Consider the following 22,266-nt stretch of genomic DNA (forward strand, 5'->3'; position numbering starts at 1 on the left):
TCCTCGCGAAGTTTGCTGGGGCGAAATCAGAGACGCTTGCCGGTCTCTGCGTCGAAGAGATGCACCTGGTCGAGCCGCGGTTTCAGGTGCAGTGTGTCGCCCGGCTTGAAGTCGTGGCGCTCACGGAACAGCGCCACCATCTCGCCCTCGCCGAAGCGCAGGAACACCAAAGTCTCGGAACCGGTCGGCTCGACCACCGAAATCTTCGCCGGAACACCATCGGGATGGATTTCGAGATGCTCGGGCCGCACGCCGTAGACGACATTACGGCCATCCTCGACGGCACTGGTCGCCGCAATCGGGAACGGCGTCCCGGCGATCTCGACGACGGGCTTGTCGCCCTTGCGCACGACGCCCTTGAGCAGGTTCATCGAGGGCGAGCCGATGAAGCCGGCGACAAACAGGTTGGCCGGCCGGTCGAATAATTCCAGCGGCGCGCCGACCTGTTCGATGCGACCGTCGCGCATCACCACGATCTTGTCGGCCATGGTCATGGCCTCGATCTGGTCGTGGGTGACGTAGATGGTGGTGGTCTTCAGCCGCTGGTGCAGTTCCTTGATCTCGGTGCGCATCTGGACACGCAGCTTGGCGTCGAGATTGGAGAGCGGCTCGTCGAAGAGGAACACCTGCGGGTTGCGCACGATGGCGCGGCCCATGGCGACGCGCTGACGCTGGCCGCCAGAGAGCTGGCGCGGATAGCGCTTGAGGTAGGGATTGAGGTCGAGGATGTCGGCGGCGCGCTTGACCCGCTCAGTGACCACCGCCGGGTCGGTTTTGCGCAGCTTGAGAGCAAAGGCCATGTTCTGCTCGACCGTCTTGTGCGGATAGAGCGCGTAGTTCTGGAACACCATGGCGATGTCGCGCTTGGCCGGCGGCAGATGGTTGACGACGCGCTCGCCGATGGCGATGGTGCCGCCGGAGACCGTTTCCAGCCCGGCCACCATCCTCAGCAGCGTGGACTTGCCGCAGCCGGAAGGCCCGACCAGCACCACGAACTGCCCGTCGGCGATGTCGACGCTGACATCGTGCAGAACCTTGACGGTTCCGAACGCCTTGGCCACATTGCGGATCGCGACTTGAGCCATCATTCCCCCTTCAGTTGCCGTGAAGCTAAACAACGCAAACGGCGAGGGCAAGTCAGTCTCTTATAGATAAAAAACCCATTCACGTTGACACCGCACTTCGTTGTGCGAATAGTGACAGTGTCCGGCTTATGACCCTGTTCCGGGCGCACCGGTACGCTTGTCCGGCACTGAATGCCAAGCGTCGCGGGAGGGAGAATTCGGGCCGCTATTTACGGGAGTGGCTGTCGTTGGGGAACATTATCGGCGCTCCACCATCTGAACCAATTCACAATTGACCTTCTGGGAGGAACGAAATGAAAGTCAGCCTTTATAACCAACTTGTCCGCGCCGGGGCCACCCGCCGCGACGTGCTGAAGGGAGCGGCCAGCATGGCCGCCCTCGCGGCGGCCTCAAGCGCCGGACTTGGTGCGCTGACGCGCACGGCTGCGGCCGCCGACGACCTGCGTGCGCAGATCCTGCAGATCCCGGGTGTCGGCAAGGGTCAGCCGACCGATGCCGACTTCCAGCAGGTCGGCGAGCTTTGCCTTGGCGCCACCAAGGCCAATGTCAAGGAAGGCGAATTCGCCGGTGTCGAACTCACCTTCATGGGCCTCAACAACCAGAACCTGCACAATGTGCTGTTTCGCGGCTTCCTGAAGCCGTGGGAGACCTATACCGGCGCCAAGATCAATTGGATCGACCTGGCGCAGGCTGACTACAACGCCCGCCTGCAGCAGTCGATCGCGACCGGCACCGTCGATTTCGACATCATCGAAATGGGGGCACCGTTCGAAGGCGACGTCTGCGGCAAGGGTCTCACCTCCGAGATGCCGGACTGGGTCAAGGACCAGATCGACATGAAGGATGTCGTGGCCTATCTGCAGCCGCCGGTGGGCACATGGGACGGCAAGCAATATCGCGTGACCGTTGATGGCGACGCACATAATTTCAACTACCGCACCGACGTGTTTGCCGATGCCGACCTCGCCAAGGCCTGGAAGGACGGCGGCGGAGAAGGCGAATGGGGCGTGCCGAAGACCTGGCAGCAGGTGCAGACGGTGACGAAATTCCTCAAGGGCAAGCAGGTGAAGGGCCAGGATGTCTTTGGCTACCTCGATGCGCCCAAGCCCTGGGGCGGTTTCGGCTTCTATTTCCTCGGCAGCCGCGCCAGCGCCTACGCCAAGCATCCCGATGACAAGGCCTGGCTGTTCGATGCCGACACGATGAAGCCGCGCGTCAACAATCCGGCATGGGTGCGGGCGATCCAGGACGTCATCGATGCCCTGCCCTCCGAACCCGCCGACCAGATCAATGCCGACCCGAACACCACCGCCTTCCAGCAATTCTTGGCAGGCACCGGTTCGATGGTTACCTGGTGGGGCGACGTCGGTTCGAACGTCAAGACCAACGATTCCTCGGTCGTCGGCGACATCACCGGCTTTTCGATCCTGCCGGGCTCGGACGACGTCTACAACTCGAAGACCGGGCAGTGGGACAAGCTCGCCAGCGGGCCGAACCATGCGCCAAACTGCGCCTATCTCGGCTGGGGCGTTTATGTCATGGCCCGTGTCGACAGCGACGAAAAGAAGAAGAAGGCGGCATGGTCGGCCGCCGCCCATCTCGGCGGCAAGGACCTGTCGCTCTGGTGCGCGGCCTATCCGTCGGGTTTCCAGCCCTATCGCAACTCCCATTTCAACATTCCGGAATGGGTGGCGGCGGGCTACGACGAGGCGTTCATCACCTCGTATCTGAAGTCGGAAGCCGACAGCTACAACCATCCCAACGCGGCGATCGAGCCGCGCATCCCCGGCATCTTCCAGTACTACAGCGCTGCCGAGGACATTTTGGCCAACACCTTTGCCGGCAAGATGAAGGCGCAGGAAGGCGCCGACGCCATCGCAGCCGCCTGGGAGAAGCTGACCGACCAGATCGGCCGCGACAACCAGGTCAAGCTCTACAAGGCCTCGCTCGGCATGTAGGCTGAGATCGTGAAACCTGGTCCGGCGGCGCACAGCCGCCGGACATCCGCTTGACCGGCCTAGCCTCGATCGGCTCGGCCGGTCATCGAGCCTCCTGTGAACAGGCAAGACGCGTGGCTGACCGGACCCTGGCTGACCAGACTTTGTCGACAAGTGAATGGCCGGCAGGCGCCGTGCCATCCGACCTGATACCGCGGAGCCGCAAACGGCTTGGCTGGGCGCTGATGGCTGCTGCAACGCTCGGCCTTCTGGCGGTGATTGCGCTGCAGATCCTTTACAAGAGCGATGTCGACGCTATCGGCTTCGAAACCTGGCGGCCGGTGGTCTACGCCTATGTGCTGTGGGGTGTCGCACTCGGCATCGGCCAGGTACTGACGCGCGGCGAGGACGGCCAGCGCGCGCTGTTCCTGCTGCCGGCGCTGCTGTTTACCATTGCCATGGTGATCTTCCCGACGCTGTTCGGCTTCTACATCGCGCTGACCGACTGGAACCTCAGTTCCTTCAGCGGACGGCAGTTCAACGGGCTCGACAATTTCTGGCAGATGCTGAACGACGCCTATTATCGCAACGCGCTGTTCAACATGGTGCTCTACGTGCTGGCGGTGTTCGTCGAATATGTCATCGCCTTTGGCCTGGCGCTGCTGCTCAACGCGCAGATCCGGGCGCGAAAATTCTTCCGCGTCGTGTTTCTCATGCCGCTGATGCTGTCGCCGGTGGCGGTGTCGTGGATGATCGGCAAGTCGCTGATGGAATACCGCTTCGGGCCGGCCGCGACGCTGGCGCGGCATCTCGGCTGGGAAAATCCGGCCTTCTTCTCCAACCCGATCACCGCCCGCATCTCGATCATGGTGCTCGACGCGTGGACGTTCATCCCGTTCATGATGATCATGCTGCTCGCCGGCCTGCAGGCGATGTCGCGAGAGGTGCTCGAGGCAGCGCGTGTCGATGGCGCCACCGCCTGGCAGACCTTCTGGCAGGTCACCTTCCCGCTGATGCTGCCGGTGTCGGTGACAGCGGTCATCCTGCGCATCATCTTCAAGCTGAAGCTCGCCGACATCATCATCACCGTCACCTCCGGCGGGCCGGGCGGCGCGACCGATTCGGTGTCCAGTTTCATCTACCGCGAATATCGCGACCGCTCGAACGTCGGCTACGGCACGATGCTGGCGATGGCCTATTTGATCATCATCATCGTGTTCGTGACCTGGCTGCTGAAATTCGCCAGCCGCTTCGTGCGCAACGTCAACTGATCGGGCTGGCAAGATGAGCGTTCAAACCACCGACTATGCCGCCTCCGAAATCCGCTCGCCGGCGAGCTTCGTCGCCAACCGCGTGTTCATCTACGGCGCGCTCATCTTCTGGGCTTTCATCTGCCTGTTCCCGATCTATTGGACGATAACCACTTCGTTCAAGACCGCGGTCGACGTCACCCAGGGCCATCTGATCCCGTTCGTCGACTTCCAGCCCGACTGGAAAGGCTGGCGGTCGCTCGGCCTGTCGCCGGACTCGATCTTTCGGACGTCGACGGTGCGCGACGAATTCATCAAGCGTTTCATGAATTCGGTCATCACTTCGGTCGGCGCGTCGACCCTCGCCATCGTCATCGGCAGCCTCGCCGCCTACGGGCTGACCCGCTATCGTTACAAGTTCGCCTGGTTCAGGAACGAGGATATTTCCTTCTTCTTCCTGTCACAGCTGATCCTGCCGCCGGTGGTTTTGGCCCTGCCCTTCCTCGTGCTTTACCGGGAGGTCGGCCTGCTCGACACGCGCGTCGGGCTGATCCTGCTCTACACGCTGATGGTGCTGCCGATCGTCATCTGGATCATGCGCGACCAGTTCAACTCCATCCCGGTGGAGTTGGAGGAGGCAGCACTCGTCGACGGCCTGTCGATCTGGGGCGCCTTCTTGCGCATCGTCATGCCAATCGCGCTGCCGGGCATGGTCGCCGCCTTCATCCTGGCGATGGTGCTGTGCTGGAACGAGTATTTCTTCGCCGCGCTTTTGACCTCGACCGACGCAAAGACCATTCCTGTCATGGTGGCCAGCCAGACCGGCTCACAAGGCATCAACTGGTGGTCGATGGCAGCGCTTGCCACCGCCGCCATCACACCGCTCGCCGTCATCGGCATCGCGCTCGAGCGTTACCTGATCATGGGCATGACGGCGGGCGCGGTGAAATAACTGCGCCGGCTCTCCCTTCTCCCCTTGTTGTGGGAGAAGGGAAAAGCGCGCTAACCCGAAAGTGTTGCCCGCAAATGCTCGAGGATCATGGCCACCCCTTTTTGCCCCAATTCCGCCGAGGCTTCGGGCGCACTTGCCGTGTACCAGCCGGTGTTGTCGGCGAAGCGGCCGGCATCGACCGCTTCCGGGCACAGCGCCAGCATCAGTGACGTCTCGCCGGTGCCGGCATGGTCGAACGGGTACCGGCTGTGCATTGAAGCCGGCATCAGCGGATGCACCTGCACCCAGTTGAAGAAATTGCTGCCCTCGGCGTGCTCGGCATAATAGTCGGCCATCGCCGGAGAGCCCCACCAGCCTTCGCCACGTTCTTTCTCCAGGAAGCGGAAGATCGCCTGCCGGCCGGCGGCCTTGAAGGCGAGATCGGTCGGCATGCCGGCGGCAAAATTTTCGGTCTGGTGGTGAATGATGGCGTGGATGTTGCGGAAGCCGATGCGCAGCAGGCTGTAGAACAGTTCTTCCGCAAATGGCGCCAGCACATTCCCACCGACCTGCACCGAACCACTGCCTTCCGGTGCTGCAACAGCATAGCTCGCCGCGCCGTAATGGAAGGGTGGCAGAATGACGATCTCGGCTTCTTTTTCGAACAGTTCCAGGCTCTTGACCACCGCCAGCGTGTCCATTCCGACGGCCATGTGCTCGCCGTGATATTCGAGCACACCGAGCGGCAACACGACCGGCCGGTTCTCGGCGATCGCCTTGCGGATCTGGTGCGGCAGCATCAATTCGTAGCGCATGACACCTACTCCATATTGGTGTGGCGGGCGCGCATCGCTTCCGCCGAGACGCCGGTCAGATCCCTGAGCTTCAGCACCATCACTTCGAAGAGGACGAACAGCGCGCCTTCGAAAACCGAGCCCATCGGCAGGACGGATGTCTTTTCGGGGCCCTGGTCGTCGGCCATGGTCTGAGCCGGGATAAGCAGTGTGAAATCGGCCAGCTTCGCGGCAGTGCTGTCGGCTTGCGCGGTGAGCAGCAGGACTGTGGCACCGGCCTCGCGCGCGACCTGCATCAAGGTCAGCACCGTCGACGTCTCACCCGGGCCGGAACTGGCGAGGAAGACATCGCCCTCGCCCTGCGGCGGCGTGGTCATGTCGCCGACGACCGACACCGGCAGACCGAGATGGTAGAGCCGCATGGCAAAACCCTTGACCTGCAGCGCCTCGCGGCCGCAGCCATAGGTGACGATCTTTTTCGCGCCGGCCAAGATGGCGCAAGCGGCGTCGATGCGGCTTTCGTCGATGCGCTCCAGCACGGTGCCAAGCTCGCTCAGCGCAATCCCAAACAGGGTTTCGCCGGCAGCCGTCATGACATTTGCACCAGCTTGCAGGTGCCGGAGAACCATTTGAATATCTCAGTCACATCTGCCCCGAACAGCTTGTTTTCACTCATGCTATCACCGCGAAAATCGGTGTCCAACGACACGCAGTGCTTTTGATGCGCTACAGCCGTGATAGTGTCACGGCAAATCCAAATGAGGAAACGACAGCATATGAAGACACGGCATTTCGACCGCATCGGTAATGGCGGCATCACCTTCACCGAGCTCGGCTTCGGCACTGCGCCGCTCGGCAATCTCTACCGCGCCGTCTCCGACGAGGATGCCAATGCTACGCTGGAGGCGGCATGGCGGGTCGGCTGCCGCTACTACGACACCGCGCCGCTCTATGGGCTGGGCCTTGCCGAAACGCGGCTCAATCCGTTCCTGCGTTCGAAGAAGCGTGACGACTACGTGCTGTCCAGCAAAGTCGGGCGCATCATGCGCGCCTGCCCGCCGGAACAGCGCACCGGCATCGGCAAATTCTTCGACACGCCATCGCGCCGCGAGGTCTACGATTACAGCTATGACGGGGTCATGCGCTCCTTCGAAGCCTCGCTGGAACGGCTCGGCGTCGACCGCATCGACATCCTCTTCGTGCATGATGTCGACATCTTCACCCATGGCAGCAAGGAAGCCTCGGACCAGCGCATCCAGGAATTCATGAGCTCCGGCTACTACGGATTGCTGGCATTGCGCGACCAAGGCGTGATCAAGGCGTTCGGCGGCGGCATCAACGAGTGGCCGGTTGCCCAGACGCTGGCCGAGCGCGGCGATTTCGATCTGTTCCTGCTTGCCGGGCGTTACACGCTGCTGGAGCAGGAAGCGCTGCAGTCTTTCCTGCCGCTATGCCAGCAACGCGGCATCGGCATCGTTCTCGGCGGGCCTTACAATTCCGGCATCCTGGCAACCGGGCCGAAGCCCGGCGCCTACTACAATTATTCGGAGGCGCCGCAGGACATCATCGACCGCGTCACCCGCATCGAGGCCGTCTGCAAGCGCCACGGCGTGCGCCTGATCGAGGCGGCGCTGCAGTTCCCGCTGCTGCATCCTTCCGTCGTCTCGGTAATCCCCGGCGGCCAGCGGCCGGGCGAAGTCGAAAGCAATCGCTCGCTGCTCGACGCGAAACCGCCATCGGCGCTGTGGGCCGATCTCAAGAAGGAAGGCTTGATGCGCACTGACGCGCCGACGGCATAGCGCCGCCTTTCCAACGACGCTGCGGGCACAGAAAAGAAAAACCGGATATACCGGCTTTTCTTTTCTCTGAAAGACTTAAGGAGGCGCTTAGTTGACCGCGTCCTTGAGGCCCTTGCCGGCCGAAAACTTCGGCACGGTGCGCGCCGGGATCTTCACTTCCGCACCGGTCTGCGGATTGCGGCCGGTCGACGCAGCGCGTTGTGACACGGTGAAATTTCCGAAGCCGACAAGCCGGACATCGCCGCCCTTTTTCAGTTCGCCGGTGATGACGGAAAACACCGCATCAACCGCCGACTGCGCGTCACCCTTCGAAATACTCGCGGCATCGGCGACAGCGGACACCAGTTCGTTCTTGTTCATAAAAATTCCCTTCCATGAGAAAACCGGAACGCTCGACTCATCCGGCAGGAAACGGACTTTAGAAAGAAGCGCTCCGGCAACCAAGTCGAAAAGCGCCGGGAAAGTCGAAAAAAGCCCGGAAATCCGGGGTTCTTCACATGAAAAAGCCGGGCTCAAGGCCCGGCTCTCTCTTTGTGCATTGCAACTTTAGCAAGAGCTAATGCGCCAGCGATTTACCAGCTTCGTCCCCGACATCGACCACGGCCGGCGCATTGACGGGTTCAACCCACTGGATCGGTTCCGGCATGCGCACCAGCGCATGGCGCAACACTTCGCCAACCCGTGAGACCGGAATGATCTCCATGCCGCTCTTCACGTTCTCCGGAATCTCCGCCAGATCCTTGGCGTTCTCTTCCGGGATCAGCACCTTCTTGATGCCGCCGCGAAGTGCGGCAAGCAGCTTCTCCTTGAGGCCGCCGATCGGCAGCACCCTGCCGCGCAGCGTGATCTCGCCGGTCATCGCCACATCGGCCTTGACCGGGATTCCGGTCAGCACCGAGACGATCGCCGTCGCCATCGCCACGCCAGCCGACGGTCCGTCCTTGGGCGTTGCGCCTTCCGGCACGTGGACGTGGATATCGCGCTTGTCGAACAGCGGCGGCTCGACGCCGAAATCGATGGCCCGCGAGCGGACGTAGGACGCCGCCGCCGAAATCGATTCCTTCATCACGTCGCGCAGATTGCCGGTCACGGTCATGCGGCCCTTGCCGGGCATCATGACACCTTCCACCGTCAACAGCTCGCCGCCGACTTCCGTCCAGGCGAGCCCGGTGACCACGCCGACCTGATCGTCGCTCTCGACCTGGCCGAAGCGGAAGCGCGGAACACCAAGATAATCGGCAAGATTATCCGCCGTGATGTTGATCGTCTTCTTCTTCGTCTTCAGGATCTCGGTCACGGCCTTGCGCCCGAGCTTCATCAGCTCGCGCTCCAGGCTCCTGACGCCCGCTTCACGGGTGTAGGTCTGGATGATGCCGCGGATCGCGTCCTCACCGACGGAGAATTCCTTCGGCTGCAACGCGTGGTCGCGGATCACCTTGGGCATCAGGTGACGCTTGGCGATCTCGATCTTCTCGTCCTCGGTGTAACCGGCGATACGGATGATCTCCATGCGATCCATCAAGGGCGCAGGGATGTTCAGCGTGTTCGCCGTCGTCACGAACATCACGCTCGACAGGTCGTATTCGACCTCGAGGTAATGGTCCATGAACGTCGAGTTCTGCTCGGGATCGAGCACCTCGAGCAAAGCCGATGACGGATCGCCGCGGAAATCCTGGCCCATCTTGTCGATCTCGTCGAGCAGGAAGAGCGGGTTGGATTTCTTCGCCTTCTTCATCGACTGGATGACCTTGCCGGGCATCGAGCCGATATAGGTGCGGCGGTGACCACGGATCTCGGCCTCGTCGCGCACGCCGCCCAGCGCCATGCGGATGAACTCGCGGCCGGTCGCCTTGGCGATCGACTTGCCGAGCGAGGTCTTGCCGACGCCGGGAGGTCCGACGAGGCACAGGATCGGCCCCTTCAGCTTCTTCTGACGGCTCTGCACGGCGAGGTATTCGACGATGCGGTCCTTGACCTTGTCGAGGCCGAAATGGTCGGTATCGAGCACGTTCTGGGCAAAGGCCAGATCCTGCTTGACCTTGGAGTTCCTGCCCCACGGTATCGACAGCAGCCAGTCGAGATAGTTGCGCACGACGGTCGATTCAGCCGACATCGGCGACATCGTCCGCAGCTTCTTCAGTTCGGCTTCCGCTTTTTCGCGGGCCTCCTTGGAAAGCTTGGTCTTCTTGATGCGCGCCTCGATCTCGGCGGCCTCGTCGCGGCCGTCCTCGCCCTCGCCGAGCTCCTTCTGGATCGCCTTCATCTGCTCGTTGAGGTAGTATTCGCGCTGCGTCTTCTCCATCTGGCGCTTGACGCGCGAGCGGATACGCTTCTCCACCTGCAGCACCGAGATTTCGGCTTCCATGAAGCCCATCGCCTTTTCCAGCCGTTCCTTGACGGACAGCGTGGCGAGCATCTCCTGCTTCTCGGGGATCTTGATGGCAAGGTGCGAAGCGACCGTGTCGGCGAGCTTGGAATAGTCGTCGATCTGGCTGGCGGCACCCACCACTTCGGGCGAGATCTTCTTGTTCAGCTTGACGTAGTTCTCGAAGTCGGTGACCACGGAACGCGCCAGCGCCTCGACCTCGACCTCTTCCTCATCCGGTTCGACCAGCGCCGCAGCACGGGCTTCATGGAAATCGGGACGGTCGGTGAACGCGACGATTTTCGCGCGCGAGGCGCCTTCGACCAGCACCTTCACGGTGCCGTCCGGCAGTTTCAGCAATTGCAGCACATTGGCAAGCGTGCCGATGTCAAAGATGGCATCGGGCTCCGGATCGTCGTCGGCGGCATTCATCTGGGTCGCAAGCAGGATCTGCTTTTCCTGACCCATCACTTCTTCCAGCGCCTTGATCGACTTTTCACGCCCGACGAAGAGCGGAACGATCATGTGCGGGAACACCACGATGTCGCGCAGTGGGAGGACTGCGAAGACGCCGTCGCTGGGAGCCTTGGATAATTTGGCCATTGTCCAACCTTTCATGTCGCGGCCGCCAATCGGCCAACCGCGAATCTCATATTAACGACCGGGGATCGTTCCGCCTACCACCGTTTGTGACGGGAGTTTTACAGCACAGAATTCGGCACCACGGCCTTCTGCCTTTAGTTGGAGGCACGGCGGGTAAAGATCAAGGGTCAACACGGTCCGTCCCTCCAATCCGCAGCCATTAGGCGGCGCCGTACGCGGTGTGCGACAGCAAAACGGCGCCCTGCGGCGCCGTTTCGGAAAAATCCATTGCCGGCTCACGTCAGGCGCTGACGTTGCCCTTCTTTTCCTTCTGCTCGGAATAGATGTAGAGCGGCCTGGCGTTGCCTGACACCACCTCTTCCGAAATAACGACTTCGCGCACGCCTTCCAGCGCCGGCAGCTCGAACATGGTGTCGAGCAGGATCGCTTCCATGATCGAACGCAGGCCGCGCGCGCCGGTCTTGCGCTCGATGGCGCGCTTGGCGATCGCCGACAGCGCGTTCTCGTGGAAGGTCAGGTCGACATTCTCCATCTCGAACAGCCGCTGATACTGCTTGACCAGCGCGTTCTTCGGCTCGGTCAGGATCTGGATCAGCGCCGGCTCGTCGAGGTCCTCCAGCGTCGCCAGAACAGGCAGACGGCCGACGAACTCTGGAATGAGGCCGAACTTCAAGAGATCCTCAGGCTCGACCAGGCGGAAAACATCGCCGGTGCGGCGATCCTCGGGCGAAGCGACGATGGCGCCGAAACCGATCGAGGTCTTCCTGCCGCGATCCGAGATGATCTTGTCCAGGCCGGCGAAAGCGCCACCGCAGATGAACAGGATGTTGGCGGTGTCGACCTGCAGGAATTCCTGCTGCGGATGCTTCCTGCCGCCCTGCGGCGGCACGGAGGCGACAGTGCCTTCCATGATCTTCAAAAGTGCCTGCTGCACGCCCTCGCCCGAGACGTCGCGGGTGATCGAGGGATTGTCCGACTTGCGCGAGATCTTGTCGATCTCGTCGATATAGACGATGCCGCGCTGGGCGCGCTCGACATTGTAGTCGGCCGACTGCAACAGCTTCAGAATGATGTTCTCGACATCCTCGCCGACATAGCCGGCCTCGGTCAACGTCGTCGCGTCGGCCATGGTGAAGGGGACGTCGATGATGCGGGCCAGCGTCTGCGCCAGCAGCGTCTTGCCGCAACCGGTCGGGCCGATCAGCAGGATGTTAGACTTCGCCAGTTCGACGTCGTTGTTCTTGCCGGCATGGGCGAGGCGCTTGTAGTGGTTGTGGACGGCCACCGACAGCACGCGCTTGGCGTAGGGCTGGCCGATGACGTAGTCGTCGAGAACCTTGAGGATTTCCTGCGGGGTCGGCACGCCCTCGCGCGACTTCACCATCGAGGTCTTGTTCTCCTCGCGGATGATGTCCATGCACAGTTCGACGCATTCGTCGCAGATGAACACCGTCGGCCCGGCGATCAGCTTGCGCACTTCGTGCTGGCTTTTGCCGCAAAACGAGCAATAAAGCGTGTTCTTGGAATCACCGCTGTTGTTGCCGACCTTGCTCATTTTCCTGTCCTTTCATGGCCGCCCGCCGATGGTCTGGTTGAAAGGGCGCATATTCAATCTATCGCGGGAATCCGCTGCCGCCAGTGCCCCGGCTCCCGCAACGCATTCCGTACGAAACACAAATCGGAAAACGGGGCAATGATTCGAACAACCCCACGCAAAGCTAAGCCGTCGAAAATCAACATAGCCTTAACGTAGGCAATTGCACCCGTCGAGGGAACAGCCAATTGTGGCCGAAATGCCGCAAGCTGCGCCAAAAGCGCGTGATCCCGCCACTCATTGCCACCGCAGGGCCACCGCGGGCCTATAAGGCAATACCTTCGACCGGCTCACGTGACGAAATGACCTTGTCGATGAGGCCGAAATCCCTGGCCTCGTCGGCAGTCATGAAATGGTCACGGTCGAGGGTTTTTTCAATCTCATCGTAGCTCTTGCCGGTGTGCTTGACGTAAACCTCGTTGAGGCGACGCTTCAGCTTGATGATGTCCTGGGCATGGCGCTCGATGTCGGAAGCCTGGCCCTGGAAGCCGCCGGAAGGCTGGTGGACCATGATGCGGGCGTTCGGCGTGGCAAAGCGCATGTCCTTGTGGCCCGCCGTCAAGAGCAGCGAGCCCATCGAGGCGGCCTGACCGATGCAGAGCGTCGACACGGCAGGCTTGATGAACTGCATGGTGTCGTAGATCGCCATGCCGGAGGTGACGACGCCGCCGGGCGAGTTGATATAGAGGTTGATTTCCTTCTTCGGATTCTCCGCCTCGAGGAACAGCAGCTGCGCGCAGACCAGCGTCGCCATGCCATCCTCGACCGGGCCGGTGATGAAAATGATGCGCTCCTTGAGGAGCCGCGAGAAAATATCGTAGGCCCGCTCGCCGCGATTGGTCTGTTCGACCACCATCGGAACGAGGTTCATGTAGGTTTCGACGGGGTTCTTCATGGACTATCCCTTTTTGAGGATGGGATTCCGGCGCCGGAGATTTGCAATCGGGCAGAATCGGTTCTGGATCGTTATTGTGTAAATAGGATGCCGGCTCACCCTAGCGCAAGGCCGCCTCTCCTAGCCATCCGGTTAAGTCGAATCAAGGTTTCCAAACCAGTTTCGCCTGTCGCCGTGCCGGCAGCCCCTCTCCTGCCGTGGGAAGGGGCGCTCATGCTTGGCCGTTGTTTAGCAGTTTCTTAACGCCATCGCTTAACGAAAAGTGGTGAAACCGCTTTTTCCGGCCACGGCTTACCCTACAATTCAACGTTGAACTCGCTTCACGCAGTTCAAACAGGGGGAGTGCGATGATCAAGAAAGTTGCTTCCTTGGCCCTTACCGGCATCAGCGTTCTCGGCATGGCGTCCGAAACGGCTGCCGGCGGACGCGCGGTCGAATGCTACGAGCAGGTCAATCGGCCGGCCGTCTACGACACCGTCTACGAGGATGTGCTCGTCAGCCCAGCCGGCCAGCAGGTGCAGTATGAAGCGCCGATCTACGGGACCCGCGAGCGCGTGGTGCAGATCGCGCCGGCGCGCGTCAGCTACGAGATCGTGCCCGCCATCACCCGCACCATCTACCGGTCCGTGAGGGTCGATGACGGCGGCTATTCCTGGGAATGGCGCATCATCGATGGCCGCAAGGTGCTGTGCAAGGTCAGGCACAAGGCGCGCTATGAACGCGTGGCCGAGATCGTCGTGGTTGAGCCGGAACGCCGGCGGCGCGTTGTCCTCCCCGCCGAATACGAGAGCGTCGCCGAAGAGGTTCTCGTGCGGCCGGAGCAACGGCGCATCATCGACATTCCGGCGTCTTATCAGACAGTGGCCCGCCGCGTGGTGGTCAGGGAGGGCTCATCCAGCTGGCGGCGCGTGCATATTCCGAGGCATTGCCGATACTAGGCGCTCAGGCCGCCTCGGCCCTGAGCCATTTCTTCAGGCCGTCGACATCGCCATTGCCGACGCAGGCCGCAACCCTTCTGCCAACTGCCGCGCCGAACTTGTAGCCGTGGCCGGAGCAGGCCGAGACGACCAGGCATCTGCCTTTCCGGTGGGCCAGAAATTTCTCGTCGGCGGTGAAGGTGTAGGCGCAGGTGACCACTTCGGTGACCTTGTACTCCTCGATACGGGCAATCGGCGGCGAAAACAGGTTGCGGATCGCCTCACCCTCGCCCGGCACCGGCTGGCGGTTCCAGTCGGCATCGCTGGTCGGCACCCTGTGCAGGCCTGAGCCGAATTTCATGCCGGCCCCGCCCGAGGGCGGAATGGCGTAGCCATCGACAGTGCCGCCGATGTTGAGGACGACCGGTGCTGCCTGCCAGACCGCTTTCAGGTCCGCCGGCGGTTCGACATAGGCGAGCGCGGTGCGCCAGGTTTTCAGCTCGCCATCCAGCTCCGGGAACAGTTTTAGCACCCAGGCGCCGGCAGCGACGACGATCCGGTCGGCCTGCATCGTTTCGCCGCCCGCCAGCACGACATGCCCGGCCTCGGCGTCGATCTCGACCACCTTGCTGTTCTCATAGACATTGGCGCCGTTCGCGCGCAGCCACCTGGCGAGGCCCGCAGCGATCTTGCGGCAGTGCAGCGCGCCGCCGTCCGGCGAAAAATACGCATAGCGGAATGAACCAGGTTCTAGGAACGGCCAGCGTTCGACCGCGGCGTCCGGCTCGAACAATTCGAACGGGTAGTTCCCGGCTTCCATGCCTTCGCGGTATTCCTCGGCCTCGTCTCCCGGCTGGCGCGAAATGCAGATGAAGCCGCGCGGATCGAGATGGGTTTCACCGAGATCGGCCCACATCTCATCCCAAGCTTCATAGGCTTCGGTGATCAGCCGGCCGTAGCCCGTTCCGGCCCGGTAGGCGCGGCGGATGATGCGATGATGGTCGCCGGAGGCGGCGAGCGGATTGGGGATCGGTCCCTGCTCGACGATCGAGACGAGGTGCCCGGCCTTGACCAGCGACCACGCCGTGGAAAGCCCGGCAATGCCTGCACCGACCACGATCACATTCATAAAAACCGTCCTTCCGCAGCCGCTTCGGCGGCTCGCCTCACGGGAGGGCCAACATACGGTCTGGCACCAGACAGGCAAGCCGCGCTAATGATCTGGCATGACCGAATTGAAGCCGCCCTACCTTGCCTTTGATCCAGCCACGCGTCGCCTGCGGCTCGATCCGCACGAGCCGGCTTTTTTCCAAGACCCTTACGAAGCTTACGCCTTCCTGCACGGCGCATCGAACGCCTTCGTCTGGGAAGAATTTGGTTTCTGGTGCTTTGGCGGCCTCGACGACGTCAACCGTCTGCTGCGCGATCGCCGCTTCGGCCGGCAGAACCCGGCCGGCATTCCGGACAGCCGAGGCATCGGCCAGGACCGCGCGCACCTCAGCGCCTTCGACGGCATCGAGGCCAATTCGATGCTGGAGCTGGAGCCGCCCGTCCACACACGGCTCAGAACGCTGGTCAACCGCGCCTTCGTCTCGCGTCAGGTCGAGCGGCTCAGGCCGCGTGTCGAAGCGCTGGCCAACGAGCTGATCGACCGTTTCGAGCCGGACCGGGTCGACTTGCTGTCGGCTTTCGCCGCTCCCTTGCCGATCACCATCATTGCCGAGATGCTCGGCGTGCCGGTCGACATGGGGCCGCAGCTGCTCGACTGGTCGCATCGGATCGTCGCCATGTACATGCATGGCCGCACCCGCGAGACGGAGGACACGGCCAATCGCGCCGCGCGCGACTTTTCGAGTTTTTTGCGCGGCTATGTCGCCGAGCGGCGAAAGAGGCCGGGCGAGGATCTTCTGTCGCTGCTGATTGGGGCACAGGAGGACGGTCAGAAACTGTCGGAGGACGAGCTGGTATCCTCGGCCATCCTTTTGCTCAATGCCGGCCATGAGGCAACTGTCCACCAGACCGGCAATGCGGTGCGCTCGATCCTTGCGCAAGGCGGCGACCCGCGCCGCTTCTTCGCCTCGCCGGAAGCGACAGCCGCGACGGTCGAAGAGTGCCTGCGCTACGACGCGCCGCTGCACATGTTCACGCGCTACGCCTATCAGGAGGTCGAGGCCGGGCCCGGGATCATCGTCCAGCCGGGCGAGACGATCGGGCTGTTGCTCGGCATGGCCAATCGCGACCCTACTGCGTTTGCCGAGCCCCTCGCCTTCAGGCCGGACCGTGCCGACCAAAAGAACGTATCGTTCGGCGCCGGCATCCATTTCTGCATCGGCGCGCCGCTCGCCCGGCTCGAACTGCAGGTGTCGCTGAAAACCTTGTTCGAACGCCTGCCGCGGCTCCAAATGGTCGAACAGCCGCGCTTCCGTGACACGTATCATTTCCACGGGCTGGAAACGCTTGCCGTAAGCTTCTGAAGGCGTCCTACGACAAGGCTTCGGAACCTGCGTTGGAGATTGGCCGAAGCCTCCTCGAGTTCGTCATCCTCGGGCGAAGCAGGAGCGAAGCGAACGGCGCAGACCCGAGGATGACGAAGCCGTGGAGACCTTAGAATGATCAAAGCTTGATCACATACTCCTTGCGCGTCGTTTCAAGCACTTCCCAGCTTCCTCTAAAGCCCGGCCTGAGCACGAAGCTGTCGCCTGCCCTGACGGTGCGCGCATCGCCGCCGTCTTCGGCGATCACCGAAACCCCTGACAGGATGCGGCAGAACTCCCACTCATCATATTCGATGCGCCATTTGCCTGGCGTCGCTTCCCAGACGCCGGCATAAAGGCCGCCGTCCTGTTCCTCGACATTCCAGGTGCGGAATTTCGGATCGCCTGAAATCAGGCGATCCGGCGCCGGTGCGCCAAGTTCCGGTTCGACGGTGTCGACGCCGACGGAAAGAAATTTCGGCGTGGTCATGGCGATCAAACCTTGGCGAGAGCCTGTTCCAGATCGGCGACGATGTCGTTGACGTCCTCGATGCCGACCGAAAGCCTGACCGTGTCCGGCCCCGCCCCGGCGTTGATCTTCTGCTCGTCGGAAAGCTGGCGATGCGTGGTCGATGCCGGGTGGATGACCAGCGACTTGGTGTCGCCGACATTGGCCAGGTGCGAGAACAGCTCGAGCGCCTCGACGAACTTGATGCCCGCCGCATAGCCGCCCTTCAGCCCGAAGGTGAACACCGCGCCGGCGCCGAGCGGCGAGTACTTCTTCTGCAGCGCATTGTTCTTGTCGCTGGGCAGGCCGGGATAGGACACCCAGGCGACCTTGGGATGGTTGGAAAGCCATCCGGCGACCGCCGCCGCATTGTCGCAGTGGCGCTGCATCCTGAGCGGCAAGGTTTCCAGACCGGTCAGGATCAGGAAAGCGTTGAACGGCGAAATCGCCGCGCCGATATCGCGCAGGCCGAGCACGCGAGCAGCGATGGCGAAGGCGAAATTGCCGAAGGTCTCGTGCAGGACGAGGCCGCCATATTCGGGGCGCGGCTCCGACAGCATCGGATATTTGCCCGACTTCGACCAATCGAAGGTGCCGCCGTCGACAATGGCGCCGCCGATCGAGTTGCCGTGACCGCCGATGAACTTGGTCAGCGAATGCACGACGATGTCGGCGCCATGTTCGATCGGCCGCAGCAGATAGGGCGAGGCCAGCGTGTTGTCGACGATCAGCGGCAGGCCGTGCTTGCGGGCAATGTCGCCGATCTTCTCGATATCGACGAAGACGCCGCCCGGATTGGCCAGGCTCTCGATGAAGATTGCCTTGGTCCTGTCGTCGATCTGGCTCTCGAAGGTCGAGATGTCATTGGTGTCGGCCCAGCGCACCTGCCAACCGAAATTCTTGAAGGCGTGGCCGAATTGGTTGATCGAGCCGCCGTAAAGCTTTGTCGCTGAAACGAAATTGTCGCCGGGCTGCATCAGATTGTGGAAGACCAGCACCTGCGCGGCATGGCCGGAGGCGACGGCAAGGCCTGCCGTGCCGCCTTCGAGTGCCGCGATGCGCTCTTCCAGCACCGCCTGGGTCGGGTTCATGATGCGGGTGTAGATGTTGCCGAACGCCTTCAGCCCGAACAGCGAGGCGGCATGGTCGGCATCGTCGAAGACGAAGGAGGTGGTCTGGTAGATCGGCGTCGCTCGGGCGCCGGTCGCCGGATCCGGCTTGGCGCCGGCATGGACGGCGAGCGTGTTGAAACCGGGCGTGCGGGCCATCGAAAACCTCCCTCAATGGTGAATAGTGAATGGTGAATGGTGAATGGTGAATGGCAAAGTCGGCCAGCCCCACCCTGATTGCAAGCGGCTCATATGCCGCCTTGCCCGCCTTCCAGAAAAATCCTTCTATTCACCATTCACTATTCACTACCTACTTCTGGCGAACGCCGAAACTCTGGAATCCCGGCCGCATCAGCGGCTTCTTCGACGACAGCACGCCTGAATTGACGCCGGTCCAGCCGATCTCGCCGGACAGCTTGCCATATTCGATCTTGGGGCAACGGTTCATCACCACCTTGATGCCGGCGGCTTCGGCGCGTGCGGCCGCCTCGTCATGGCGTATGCCAAGCTGCATCCAGATGACCTTCGGCAGCGGATCGAGCCGCAGCACCTCGTCGACAATGCCCGGCACGGCAGCGGAAGCGCGAAACACGTCGACCATATCGACAGGTCCTGGAACGTCGGCGAGTCTGGCATAAGTCATCTGGCCTAGAATCGTCTTGCCAGCCTGGCCGGGATTGATCGGGAACACCGAAAACCCTTTGCCGAGCAGATATTTCAGCACGAAATAGCTCGGCCGCACGTCATTGGCCGATGCGCCGACCATGGCGATGGTCTTCACCGAATTGAGGATGCCGGCGATATAGGCGTTGTCGTAGGCGTCGTGGTTCATGCCTCGTCATACAGCGCTTCGGAGTGAGGTGCCAACAGCCGCGTCAGTGACTTGCAATGGGCCACGGAAGGCCGTCAGCCGGGCAGCGAAATCGATCCGTCTTCCGCGATCGGAAAAGCCGGATTGTGCGCCACTTCCCAGATGTGCCCGTCGGCATCGGCGAAATAGCCGTACCAACCGCCCCAGAATGCGCGGCCAGCCGGCTTGACGATACGGCCGCCGGCTTTCTCGGCCATCGCCAGCACTGCATCGACCTCGGCGTCAGAGCGGGTGTTGTAGGCGAGGTAGACGGCCGACGGCGCCTTCGAGAAGCTGACGCCCGAATCCTCTTCGGCGCTTGGGCGCGGAAACAAGCCAAGAATAGCGCCGCCCATCTGGAAGAAGGCAACGCCGTCGGTGATCCCGGCATGGCGGGTCAGCCCCATCGCCTCATAGAAGCGGGTCGCACGGTCGAGATCGTCGGTGGCGATGGTGATGATGGAGATGCGCGGTTCCATATCCGCCTCCTATTCCTCCGGCCATTCCGGCTTGCGCTTTCCGATGAAGGCGCCAATGCCCTCTTCCGCATCGCGCGCCAGCATGTTCTCGACCATGACGCGCCCGGTGTAATCATAGGCCTCGGCCAGCCCCATTTCTGCCTGTTCGTAGAAGGCTTCCTTGCCGATCTTGACGACCAGGGAGGATTTGGACGCAATGGTTTGCGCGTATTTGGTGACAATCTGATTCAGATATTCGCGCGGCACGACCCGGTTGACCAAGCCGAATTCCTTGGCGGTTGCCGCATCGATCGTCTCGCCGGTCAAAAGCATCTCCATGGCGTGCTTGCGCGAGACGTTGCGCGACAGCGCCACCATCGGCGTCGAGCAGAACAGTCCGATGTTAACACCCGGCGTGCAGAAGGTCGCCTCGTGCGAGGCGATGGCGAGATCGCAGCTGGCGACCAACTGCAATCCGGCCGCCGTCGCCAGGCCGTCGACTTCGGCGATCACCGGCTTAGGATGGCGAACGATCGCCTGCATCAGCGCGGCGCAGGCGGAAAAGGTCTTTTCGAAAAAGGCCCTGCCGCGATCGGCATCAGCACGGTGCGTGCTCAACTCCTTGAGGTCGTGCCCGGCGCAGAACACTTTGCCGGCCGCCCCAAGGATGATGACGCGGACGGATTTGTCGGCCTTGGCGCGGTCGAGTTCCGCCATCAGCGCCGCCATCACTGCAAGCGAAAGAGCATTGGCCGGCGGATTGGCGAGCGTCAGGCGCAGCACGCCGTTGTTCAGCCTGGAGACGACCGGCCCTTCGGCAACGGCAGGTTTGATGGCAACGATTTCGGCCATGGGGTCATTCCTCCGCGATTCCGGATCGGTGATCGACTAATCTAGTATGCCGGTCTCGCTTCGTCCAACACCCCGCTTCTGCCATAATGAATGGCTGTTGCCAGAAACGGCACGCTACGCTCATACCGGCAGGCGCAAACGAGGGACCGACATGCCTGCCCAAAGCAACCTCAAGCCGGTGCTGACGGCTGCTGATGTCAACGCGCTGATGGCGACCGTTTTCCCGCAACTCAACGACCAGTTCACCTTCTATGAGGCGTTGGAGGTGTTTCCAGGCGGCTGTGTCGTGCGACTCAATGCCGACGAGCGCCATTTGCGTCCCGGCGGCACCGTGTCGGGTTCGGCGCTGTTCACGCTGGCCGACATAGGCGGCTATGTCTGCGTGCTCTCGCATGCCGGACCGGATGCACTTTCGGTCACCACCAGTCTCAACATCAATTTCGTCCGCAAGGCCGAGAGTGGTCCTATCGACGGCCATTGCCGCATCCTCAAGCTCGGCAAGAGCCTGATGGTGTTCGATATCGACATCGTCGCCGGCCCGGAGGGACACACGGTAGCGCACGCAACGGGCACCTATTCGATCCCGCCAAAGCGGATTGGAGATGCGGTAAAATAATACCTTATGGTCAAATCATTGTTTTTGTTTGATTTTACCCCAGAGATGGTTTTTCCCGCGCCTTGACGCAGTCGCCGTCCTCTCCTATAAGCCCTCACGGAACAGCGGCCCGCAAAGGCCGCCGTTTTGTTATTGGCGGCGGGCAAGCGCCTTTCGCCAATCCAAGCAACAAGAAACGCCTTCTTTTGAAGGTCCGAACCGAAAGCAACAATCCATGGCAACCTTTTCGCAGAAGCCTGCGGATGTGGTGAAGAAGTGGGTGCTGATCGACGCCGAGGGTCTCGTCGTCGGCCGTCTCGCCACTGTCATCGCCAATCATCTTCGCGGCAAGCACAAGCCCACCTTCACCCCGCACGTCGACGACGGCGACAACGTCATCGTCATCAATGCCGACAAGGTGGTGTTCACCGGCAAGAAGTTCACCGACAAGGTCTATTACTGGCACACCGGCCACCCCGGCGGCGTCAAGGAGCGCACCGCGCGCCAGCTGCTCGAGGGTCGTTTCCCCGAACGTGTCGTCGAGAAGGCCGTCGAACGCATGATCCCGCGTGGCCCGCTCGGCCGTCGCCAGATGAAGAACCTCCGCGTCTATGCAGGCACGGAACATCCGCATGTCGCCCAGCAGCCCGTCGTCCTCGACGTGGCAAAGCTGAACGCCAAGAACAAGAAGGTTTCGTAAGATGGCTGAGCTTTCCTCGCTCGCAGAACTCGGAGCTGCCACCGGCAACACCAACACCCAGCCGGCCGCACCCGTCCACGTCCAGAAACTCGATAAGTCGGGCCGCGCCTATGCCACCGGCAAGCGCAAGAACGCCATCGCCCGCGTCTGGGTGAAGCCCGGCTCCGGCAAGATCGTCGTCAACGACAAGGTGTTCGCCGAATATTTCGCGCGCCCGGTGCTGCAGATGATCCTCAACCAGCCGATCATCGCCGCCAATCGCGCCGGCCAGTACGACATCGTTGCCACCGTCATCGGCGGCGGCCTGTCCGGCCAGGCCGGTGCCGTGCGCCACGGCATCTCCAAGGCGCTGACCTATTACGAGCCGGCGCTGCGCGCCGTACTCAAGAAGGGCGGCTTCCTGACCCGCGACAGCCGCGTCGTCGAGCGCAAGAAGTATGGCAAGGCGAAGGCCCGCCGCTCCTTCCAGTTCTCGAAGCGTTAAACAGATACCTGTTTTCTATCGATTTTTTCAAAGGGGCTGCGTATTTCGCAGCCCCTTTTCTTTGTC

General features: G+C 62.0%; 22 protein-coding genes. 9 read left to right on the top strand and 13 right to left on the bottom strand.

Annotation, left to right across the window (positions count from 1 at the left end):
- Positions 1–26: 26 nt before the first annotated feature.
- A complete protein-coding gene (locus NKI18_RS14905) occupies positions 27–1,085 on the bottom strand; it encodes an ABC transporter ATP-binding protein (protein ID WP_352456634.1) in 1,059 nt (352 codons plus the stop codon).
- A 293-nt stretch (positions 1,086–1,378) separates the two neighbouring features.
- On the opposite strand from NKI18_RS14905, the gene NKI18_RS14910 reads away from it, so the two are divergent.
- From NKI18_RS14910 to NKI18_RS14920, 3 genes are all read left to right on the top strand, one after another.
- Positions 1,379–3,043, top strand: a complete 1,665-nt coding sequence (locus tag NKI18_RS14910; RefSeq protein WP_352619174.1) for an ABC transporter substrate-binding protein — start codon at positions 1,379–1,381, stop codon at positions 3,041–3,043.
- 128 nt (positions 3,044–3,171) lie between these two features.
- Positions 3,172–4,293 carry a carbohydrate ABC transporter permease gene (locus NKI18_RS14915; protein ID WP_292654234.1) on the top strand — a complete coding sequence of 374 codons (1,122 nt, stop codon included), beginning with the start codon at positions 3,172–3,174 and terminating at the stop codon, positions 4,291–4,293.
- 13 nt (positions 4,294–4,306) lie between these two features.
- Positions 4,307–5,224: a carbohydrate ABC transporter permease gene (locus NKI18_RS14920; protein WP_352449354.1), complete on the top strand. Its 918-nt coding sequence runs from the start codon at positions 4,307–4,309 to the stop codon at positions 5,222–5,224.
- A 50-nt stretch (positions 5,225–5,274) separates the two neighbouring features.
- Here NKI18_RS14920 and NKI18_RS14925 read toward each other — a convergent pair whose 3' ends face one another.
- Entirely contained in the window at positions 5,275–6,018 is a 744-nt protein-coding gene (locus tag NKI18_RS14925; protein WP_352619176.1) for a creatininase family protein, read from the bottom strand.
- 5 nt (positions 6,019–6,023) lie between these two features.
- Positions 6,024–6,590 (bottom strand): 6-phospho-3-hexuloisomerase, encoded by a 567-nt coding sequence (gene hxlB, locus NKI18_RS14930; RefSeq protein WP_353019951.1) that lies wholly within the window; start codon positions 6,588–6,590, stop codon positions 6,024–6,026.
- A 183-nt stretch (positions 6,591–6,773) separates the two neighbouring features.
- On the opposite strand from hxlB, the gene NKI18_RS14935 reads away from it, so the two are divergent.
- Positions 6,774–7,796: an aldo/keto reductase gene (locus tag NKI18_RS14935; RefSeq protein ID WP_352465572.1), complete on the top strand. Its 1,023-nt coding sequence runs from the start codon at positions 6,774–6,776 to the stop codon at positions 7,794–7,796.
- 87 nt (positions 7,797–7,883) lie between these two features.
- On the opposite strand, the gene NKI18_RS14940 is transcribed toward NKI18_RS14935, so the two are convergent.
- The 4 genes from NKI18_RS14940 to NKI18_RS14955 form a co-directional block, all read right to left on the bottom strand.
- Positions 7,884–8,156 (bottom strand): HU family DNA-binding protein, encoded by a 273-nt coding sequence (locus NKI18_RS14940; RefSeq protein WP_023674657.1) that lies wholly within the window; start codon positions 8,154–8,156, stop codon positions 7,884–7,886.
- A gap of 196 nt (positions 8,157–8,352) precedes the next feature.
- Positions 8,353–10,764 carry an endopeptidase La gene (gene lon, locus NKI18_RS14945; protein ID WP_352619243.1) on the bottom strand — a complete coding sequence of 804 codons (2,412 nt, stop codon included), beginning with the start codon at positions 10,762–10,764 and terminating at the stop codon, positions 8,353–8,355.
- Positions 10,765–11,044: 280 nt separating this feature from the next.
- On the bottom strand, positions 11,045–12,319 hold the full coding sequence (gene clpX, locus NKI18_RS14950; protein WP_006332719.1) for an ATP-dependent Clp protease ATP-binding subunit ClpX: 1,275 nt from the start codon (positions 12,317–12,319) through the stop codon (positions 11,045–11,047).
- Between the two features lie 304 nt (positions 12,320–12,623).
- The gene (locus NKI18_RS14955) at positions 12,624–13,253 is read right to left on the bottom strand and encodes an ATP-dependent Clp protease proteolytic subunit (RefSeq protein ID WP_023674655.1); all 630 of its coding nucleotides are present in this window, start codon (positions 13,251–13,253) and stop codon (positions 12,624–12,626) included.
- Positions 13,254–13,600: 347 nt separating this feature from the next.
- Here NKI18_RS14955 and NKI18_RS14960 point away from each other — a divergent pair, with 347 nt between their 5' ends.
- The gene (locus NKI18_RS14960) at positions 13,601–14,191 is read left to right on the top strand and encodes a hypothetical protein (protein ID WP_352619179.1); all 591 of its coding nucleotides are present in this window, start codon (positions 13,601–13,603) and stop codon (positions 14,189–14,191) included.
- Between the two features lie 4 nt (positions 14,192–14,195).
- On the opposite strand, the gene NKI18_RS14965 is transcribed toward NKI18_RS14960, so the two are convergent.
- Complete coding sequence (locus NKI18_RS14965; RefSeq protein ID WP_352619181.1) at positions 14,196–15,299, bottom strand: NAD(P)/FAD-dependent oxidoreductase; 1,104 nt, start codon at positions 15,297–15,299, stop codon at positions 14,196–14,198.
- Between the two features lie 97 nt (positions 15,300–15,396).
- Between NKI18_RS14965 and NKI18_RS14970 the strand changes: the two genes are divergently transcribed.
- On the top strand, positions 15,397–16,644 hold the full coding sequence (locus NKI18_RS14970; RefSeq protein ID WP_352619183.1) for a cytochrome P450: 1,248 nt from the start codon (positions 15,397–15,399) through the stop codon (positions 16,642–16,644).
- 139 nt (positions 16,645–16,783) lie between these two features.
- On the opposite strand, the gene NKI18_RS14975 is transcribed toward NKI18_RS14970, so the two are convergent.
- From NKI18_RS14975 to NKI18_RS14995, 5 genes are all read right to left on the bottom strand, one after another.
- The gene (locus NKI18_RS14975; protein WP_352619185.1) at positions 16,784–17,134 is read right to left on the bottom strand and encodes a cupin domain-containing protein; all 351 of its coding nucleotides are present in this window, start codon (positions 17,132–17,134) and stop codon (positions 16,784–16,786) included.
- Between the two features lie 5 nt (positions 17,135–17,139).
- On the bottom strand, positions 17,140–18,420 hold the full coding sequence (locus tag NKI18_RS14980; RefSeq protein WP_023674650.1) for an O-acetylhomoserine aminocarboxypropyltransferase: 1,281 nt from the start codon (positions 18,418–18,420) through the stop codon (positions 17,140–17,142).
- Between the two features lie 151 nt (positions 18,421–18,571).
- The gene (locus NKI18_RS14985) at positions 18,572–19,093 is read right to left on the bottom strand and encodes a CoA-binding protein (protein ID WP_352619187.1); all 522 of its coding nucleotides are present in this window, start codon (positions 19,091–19,093) and stop codon (positions 18,572–18,574) included.
- A 74-nt stretch (positions 19,094–19,167) separates the two neighbouring features.
- Positions 19,168–19,590, bottom strand: coding sequence for a VOC family protein (locus tag NKI18_RS14990; protein WP_352619189.1), 423 nt, complete (start codon positions 19,588–19,590; stop codon positions 19,168–19,170).
- Between the two features lie 9 nt (positions 19,591–19,599).
- Positions 19,600–20,421, bottom strand: coding sequence for an enoyl-CoA hydratase (locus tag NKI18_RS14995; protein WP_352619191.1), 822 nt, complete (start codon positions 20,419–20,421; stop codon positions 19,600–19,602).
- Between the two features lie 151 nt (positions 20,422–20,572).
- Here NKI18_RS14995 and NKI18_RS15000 point away from each other — a divergent pair, with 151 nt between their 5' ends.
- The 3 genes from NKI18_RS15000 to rpsI all read left to right on the top strand — a co-directional run bounded on the left by NKI18_RS15000 (position 20,573) and on the right by rpsI (position 22,200).
- Positions 20,573–21,037 carry a PaaI family thioesterase gene (locus NKI18_RS15000; protein WP_352619193.1) on the top strand — a complete coding sequence of 155 codons (465 nt, stop codon included), beginning with the start codon at positions 20,573–20,575 and terminating at the stop codon, positions 21,035–21,037.
- 214 nt (positions 21,038–21,251) lie between these two features.
- Positions 21,252–21,716, top strand: a complete 465-nt coding sequence (gene rplM / locus NKI18_RS15005; RefSeq protein ID WP_023674645.1) for a 50S ribosomal protein L13 — start codon at positions 21,252–21,254, stop codon at positions 21,714–21,716.
- A gap of 1 nt (position 21,717) precedes the next feature.
- The gene (rpsI, locus tag NKI18_RS15010) at positions 21,718–22,200 is read left to right on the top strand and encodes a 30S ribosomal protein S9 (protein WP_023674644.1); all 483 of its coding nucleotides are present in this window, start codon (positions 21,718–21,720) and stop codon (positions 22,198–22,200) included.
- Positions 22,201–22,266: the final 66 nt, after the last annotated feature.

Source organism: Mesorhizobium sp. M0800 (assembly GCF_040320095.1).
Classification (GTDB): domain Bacteria; phylum Pseudomonadota; class Alphaproteobacteria; order Rhizobiales; family Rhizobiaceae; genus Mesorhizobium.

Excerpts from the sequence above, each read along its gene's own strand:
- rpsI (WP_023674644.1), top strand. The coding sequence starts at position 21,718 with ATGGCTGAGCTTTCCTCGCTCGCAGAACTCGGAGCTGCCACCGGCAAC.
- NKI18_RS14960 (WP_352619179.1), top strand. The coding sequence starts at position 13,601 with ATGATCAAGAAAGTTGCTTCCTTGGCCCTTACCGGCATCAGCGTTCTC.
- NKI18_RS14905 (WP_352456634.1), bottom strand. The coding sequence starts at position 1,085 with ATGGCTCAAGTCGCGATCCGCAATGTGGCCAAGGCGTTCGGAACCGTC.
- NKI18_RS14935 (WP_352465572.1), top strand. The coding sequence starts at position 6,774 with ATGAAGACACGGCATTTCGACCGCATCGGTAATGGCGGCATCACCTTC.
- NKI18_RS14910 (WP_352619174.1), top strand. The coding sequence starts at position 1,379 with ATGAAAGTCAGCCTTTATAACCAACTTGTCCGCGCCGGGGCCACCCGC.
- NKI18_RS14990 (WP_352619189.1), bottom strand. The coding sequence starts at position 19,590 with ATGGAACCGCGCATCTCCATCATCACCATCGCCACCGACGATCTCGAC.
- NKI18_RS14970 (WP_352619183.1), top strand. The coding sequence starts at position 15,397 with ATGACCGAATTGAAGCCGCCCTACCTTGCCTTTGATCCAGCCACGCGT.
- hxlB (WP_353019951.1), bottom strand. The coding sequence starts at position 6,590 with ATGACGGCTGCCGGCGAAACCCTGTTTGGGATTGCGCTGAGCGAGCTT.
- NKI18_RS15000 (WP_352619193.1), top strand. The coding sequence starts at position 20,573 with ATGCCTGCCCAAAGCAACCTCAAGCCGGTGCTGACGGCTGCTGATGTC.
- NKI18_RS14985 (WP_352619187.1), bottom strand. The coding sequence starts at position 19,093 with ATGAACCACGACGCCTACGACAACGCCTATATCGCCGGCATCCTCAAT.
- NKI18_RS14925 (WP_352619176.1), bottom strand. The coding sequence starts at position 6,018 with ATGCGCTACGAATTGATGCTGCCGCACCAGATCCGCAAGGCGATCGCC.
- rplM (WP_023674645.1), top strand. The coding sequence starts at position 21,252 with ATGGCAACCTTTTCGCAGAAGCCTGCGGATGTGGTGAAGAAGTGGGTG.
- NKI18_RS14980 (WP_023674650.1), bottom strand. The coding sequence starts at position 18,420 with ATGGCCCGCACGCCCGGTTTCAACACGCTCGCCGTCCATGCCGGCGCC.
- NKI18_RS14955 (WP_023674655.1), bottom strand. The coding sequence starts at position 13,253 with ATGAAGAACCCCGTCGAAACCTACATGAACCTCGTTCCGATGGTGGTC.
- lon (WP_352619243.1), bottom strand. The coding sequence starts at position 10,764 with ATGGCCAAATTATCCAAGGCTCCCAGCGACGGCGTCTTCGCAGTCCTC.
- NKI18_RS14965 (WP_352619181.1), bottom strand. The coding sequence starts at position 15,299 with ATGAATGTGATCGTGGTCGGTGCAGGCATTGCCGGGCTTTCCACGGCG.
- NKI18_RS14940 (WP_023674657.1), bottom strand. The coding sequence starts at position 8,156 with ATGAACAAGAACGAACTGGTGTCCGCTGTCGCCGATGCCGCGAGTATT.
- NKI18_RS14995 (WP_352619191.1), bottom strand. The coding sequence starts at position 20,421 with ATGGCCGAAATCGTTGCCATCAAACCTGCCGTTGCCGAAGGGCCGGTC.
- NKI18_RS14920 (WP_352449354.1), top strand. The coding sequence starts at position 4,307 with ATGAGCGTTCAAACCACCGACTATGCCGCCTCCGAAATCCGCTCGCCG.
- NKI18_RS14975 (WP_352619185.1), bottom strand. The coding sequence starts at position 17,134 with ATGACCACGCCGAAATTTCTTTCCGTCGGCGTCGACACCGTCGAACCG.
- clpX (WP_006332719.1), bottom strand. The coding sequence starts at position 12,319 with ATGAGCAAGGTCGGCAACAACAGCGGTGATTCCAAGAACACGCTTTAT.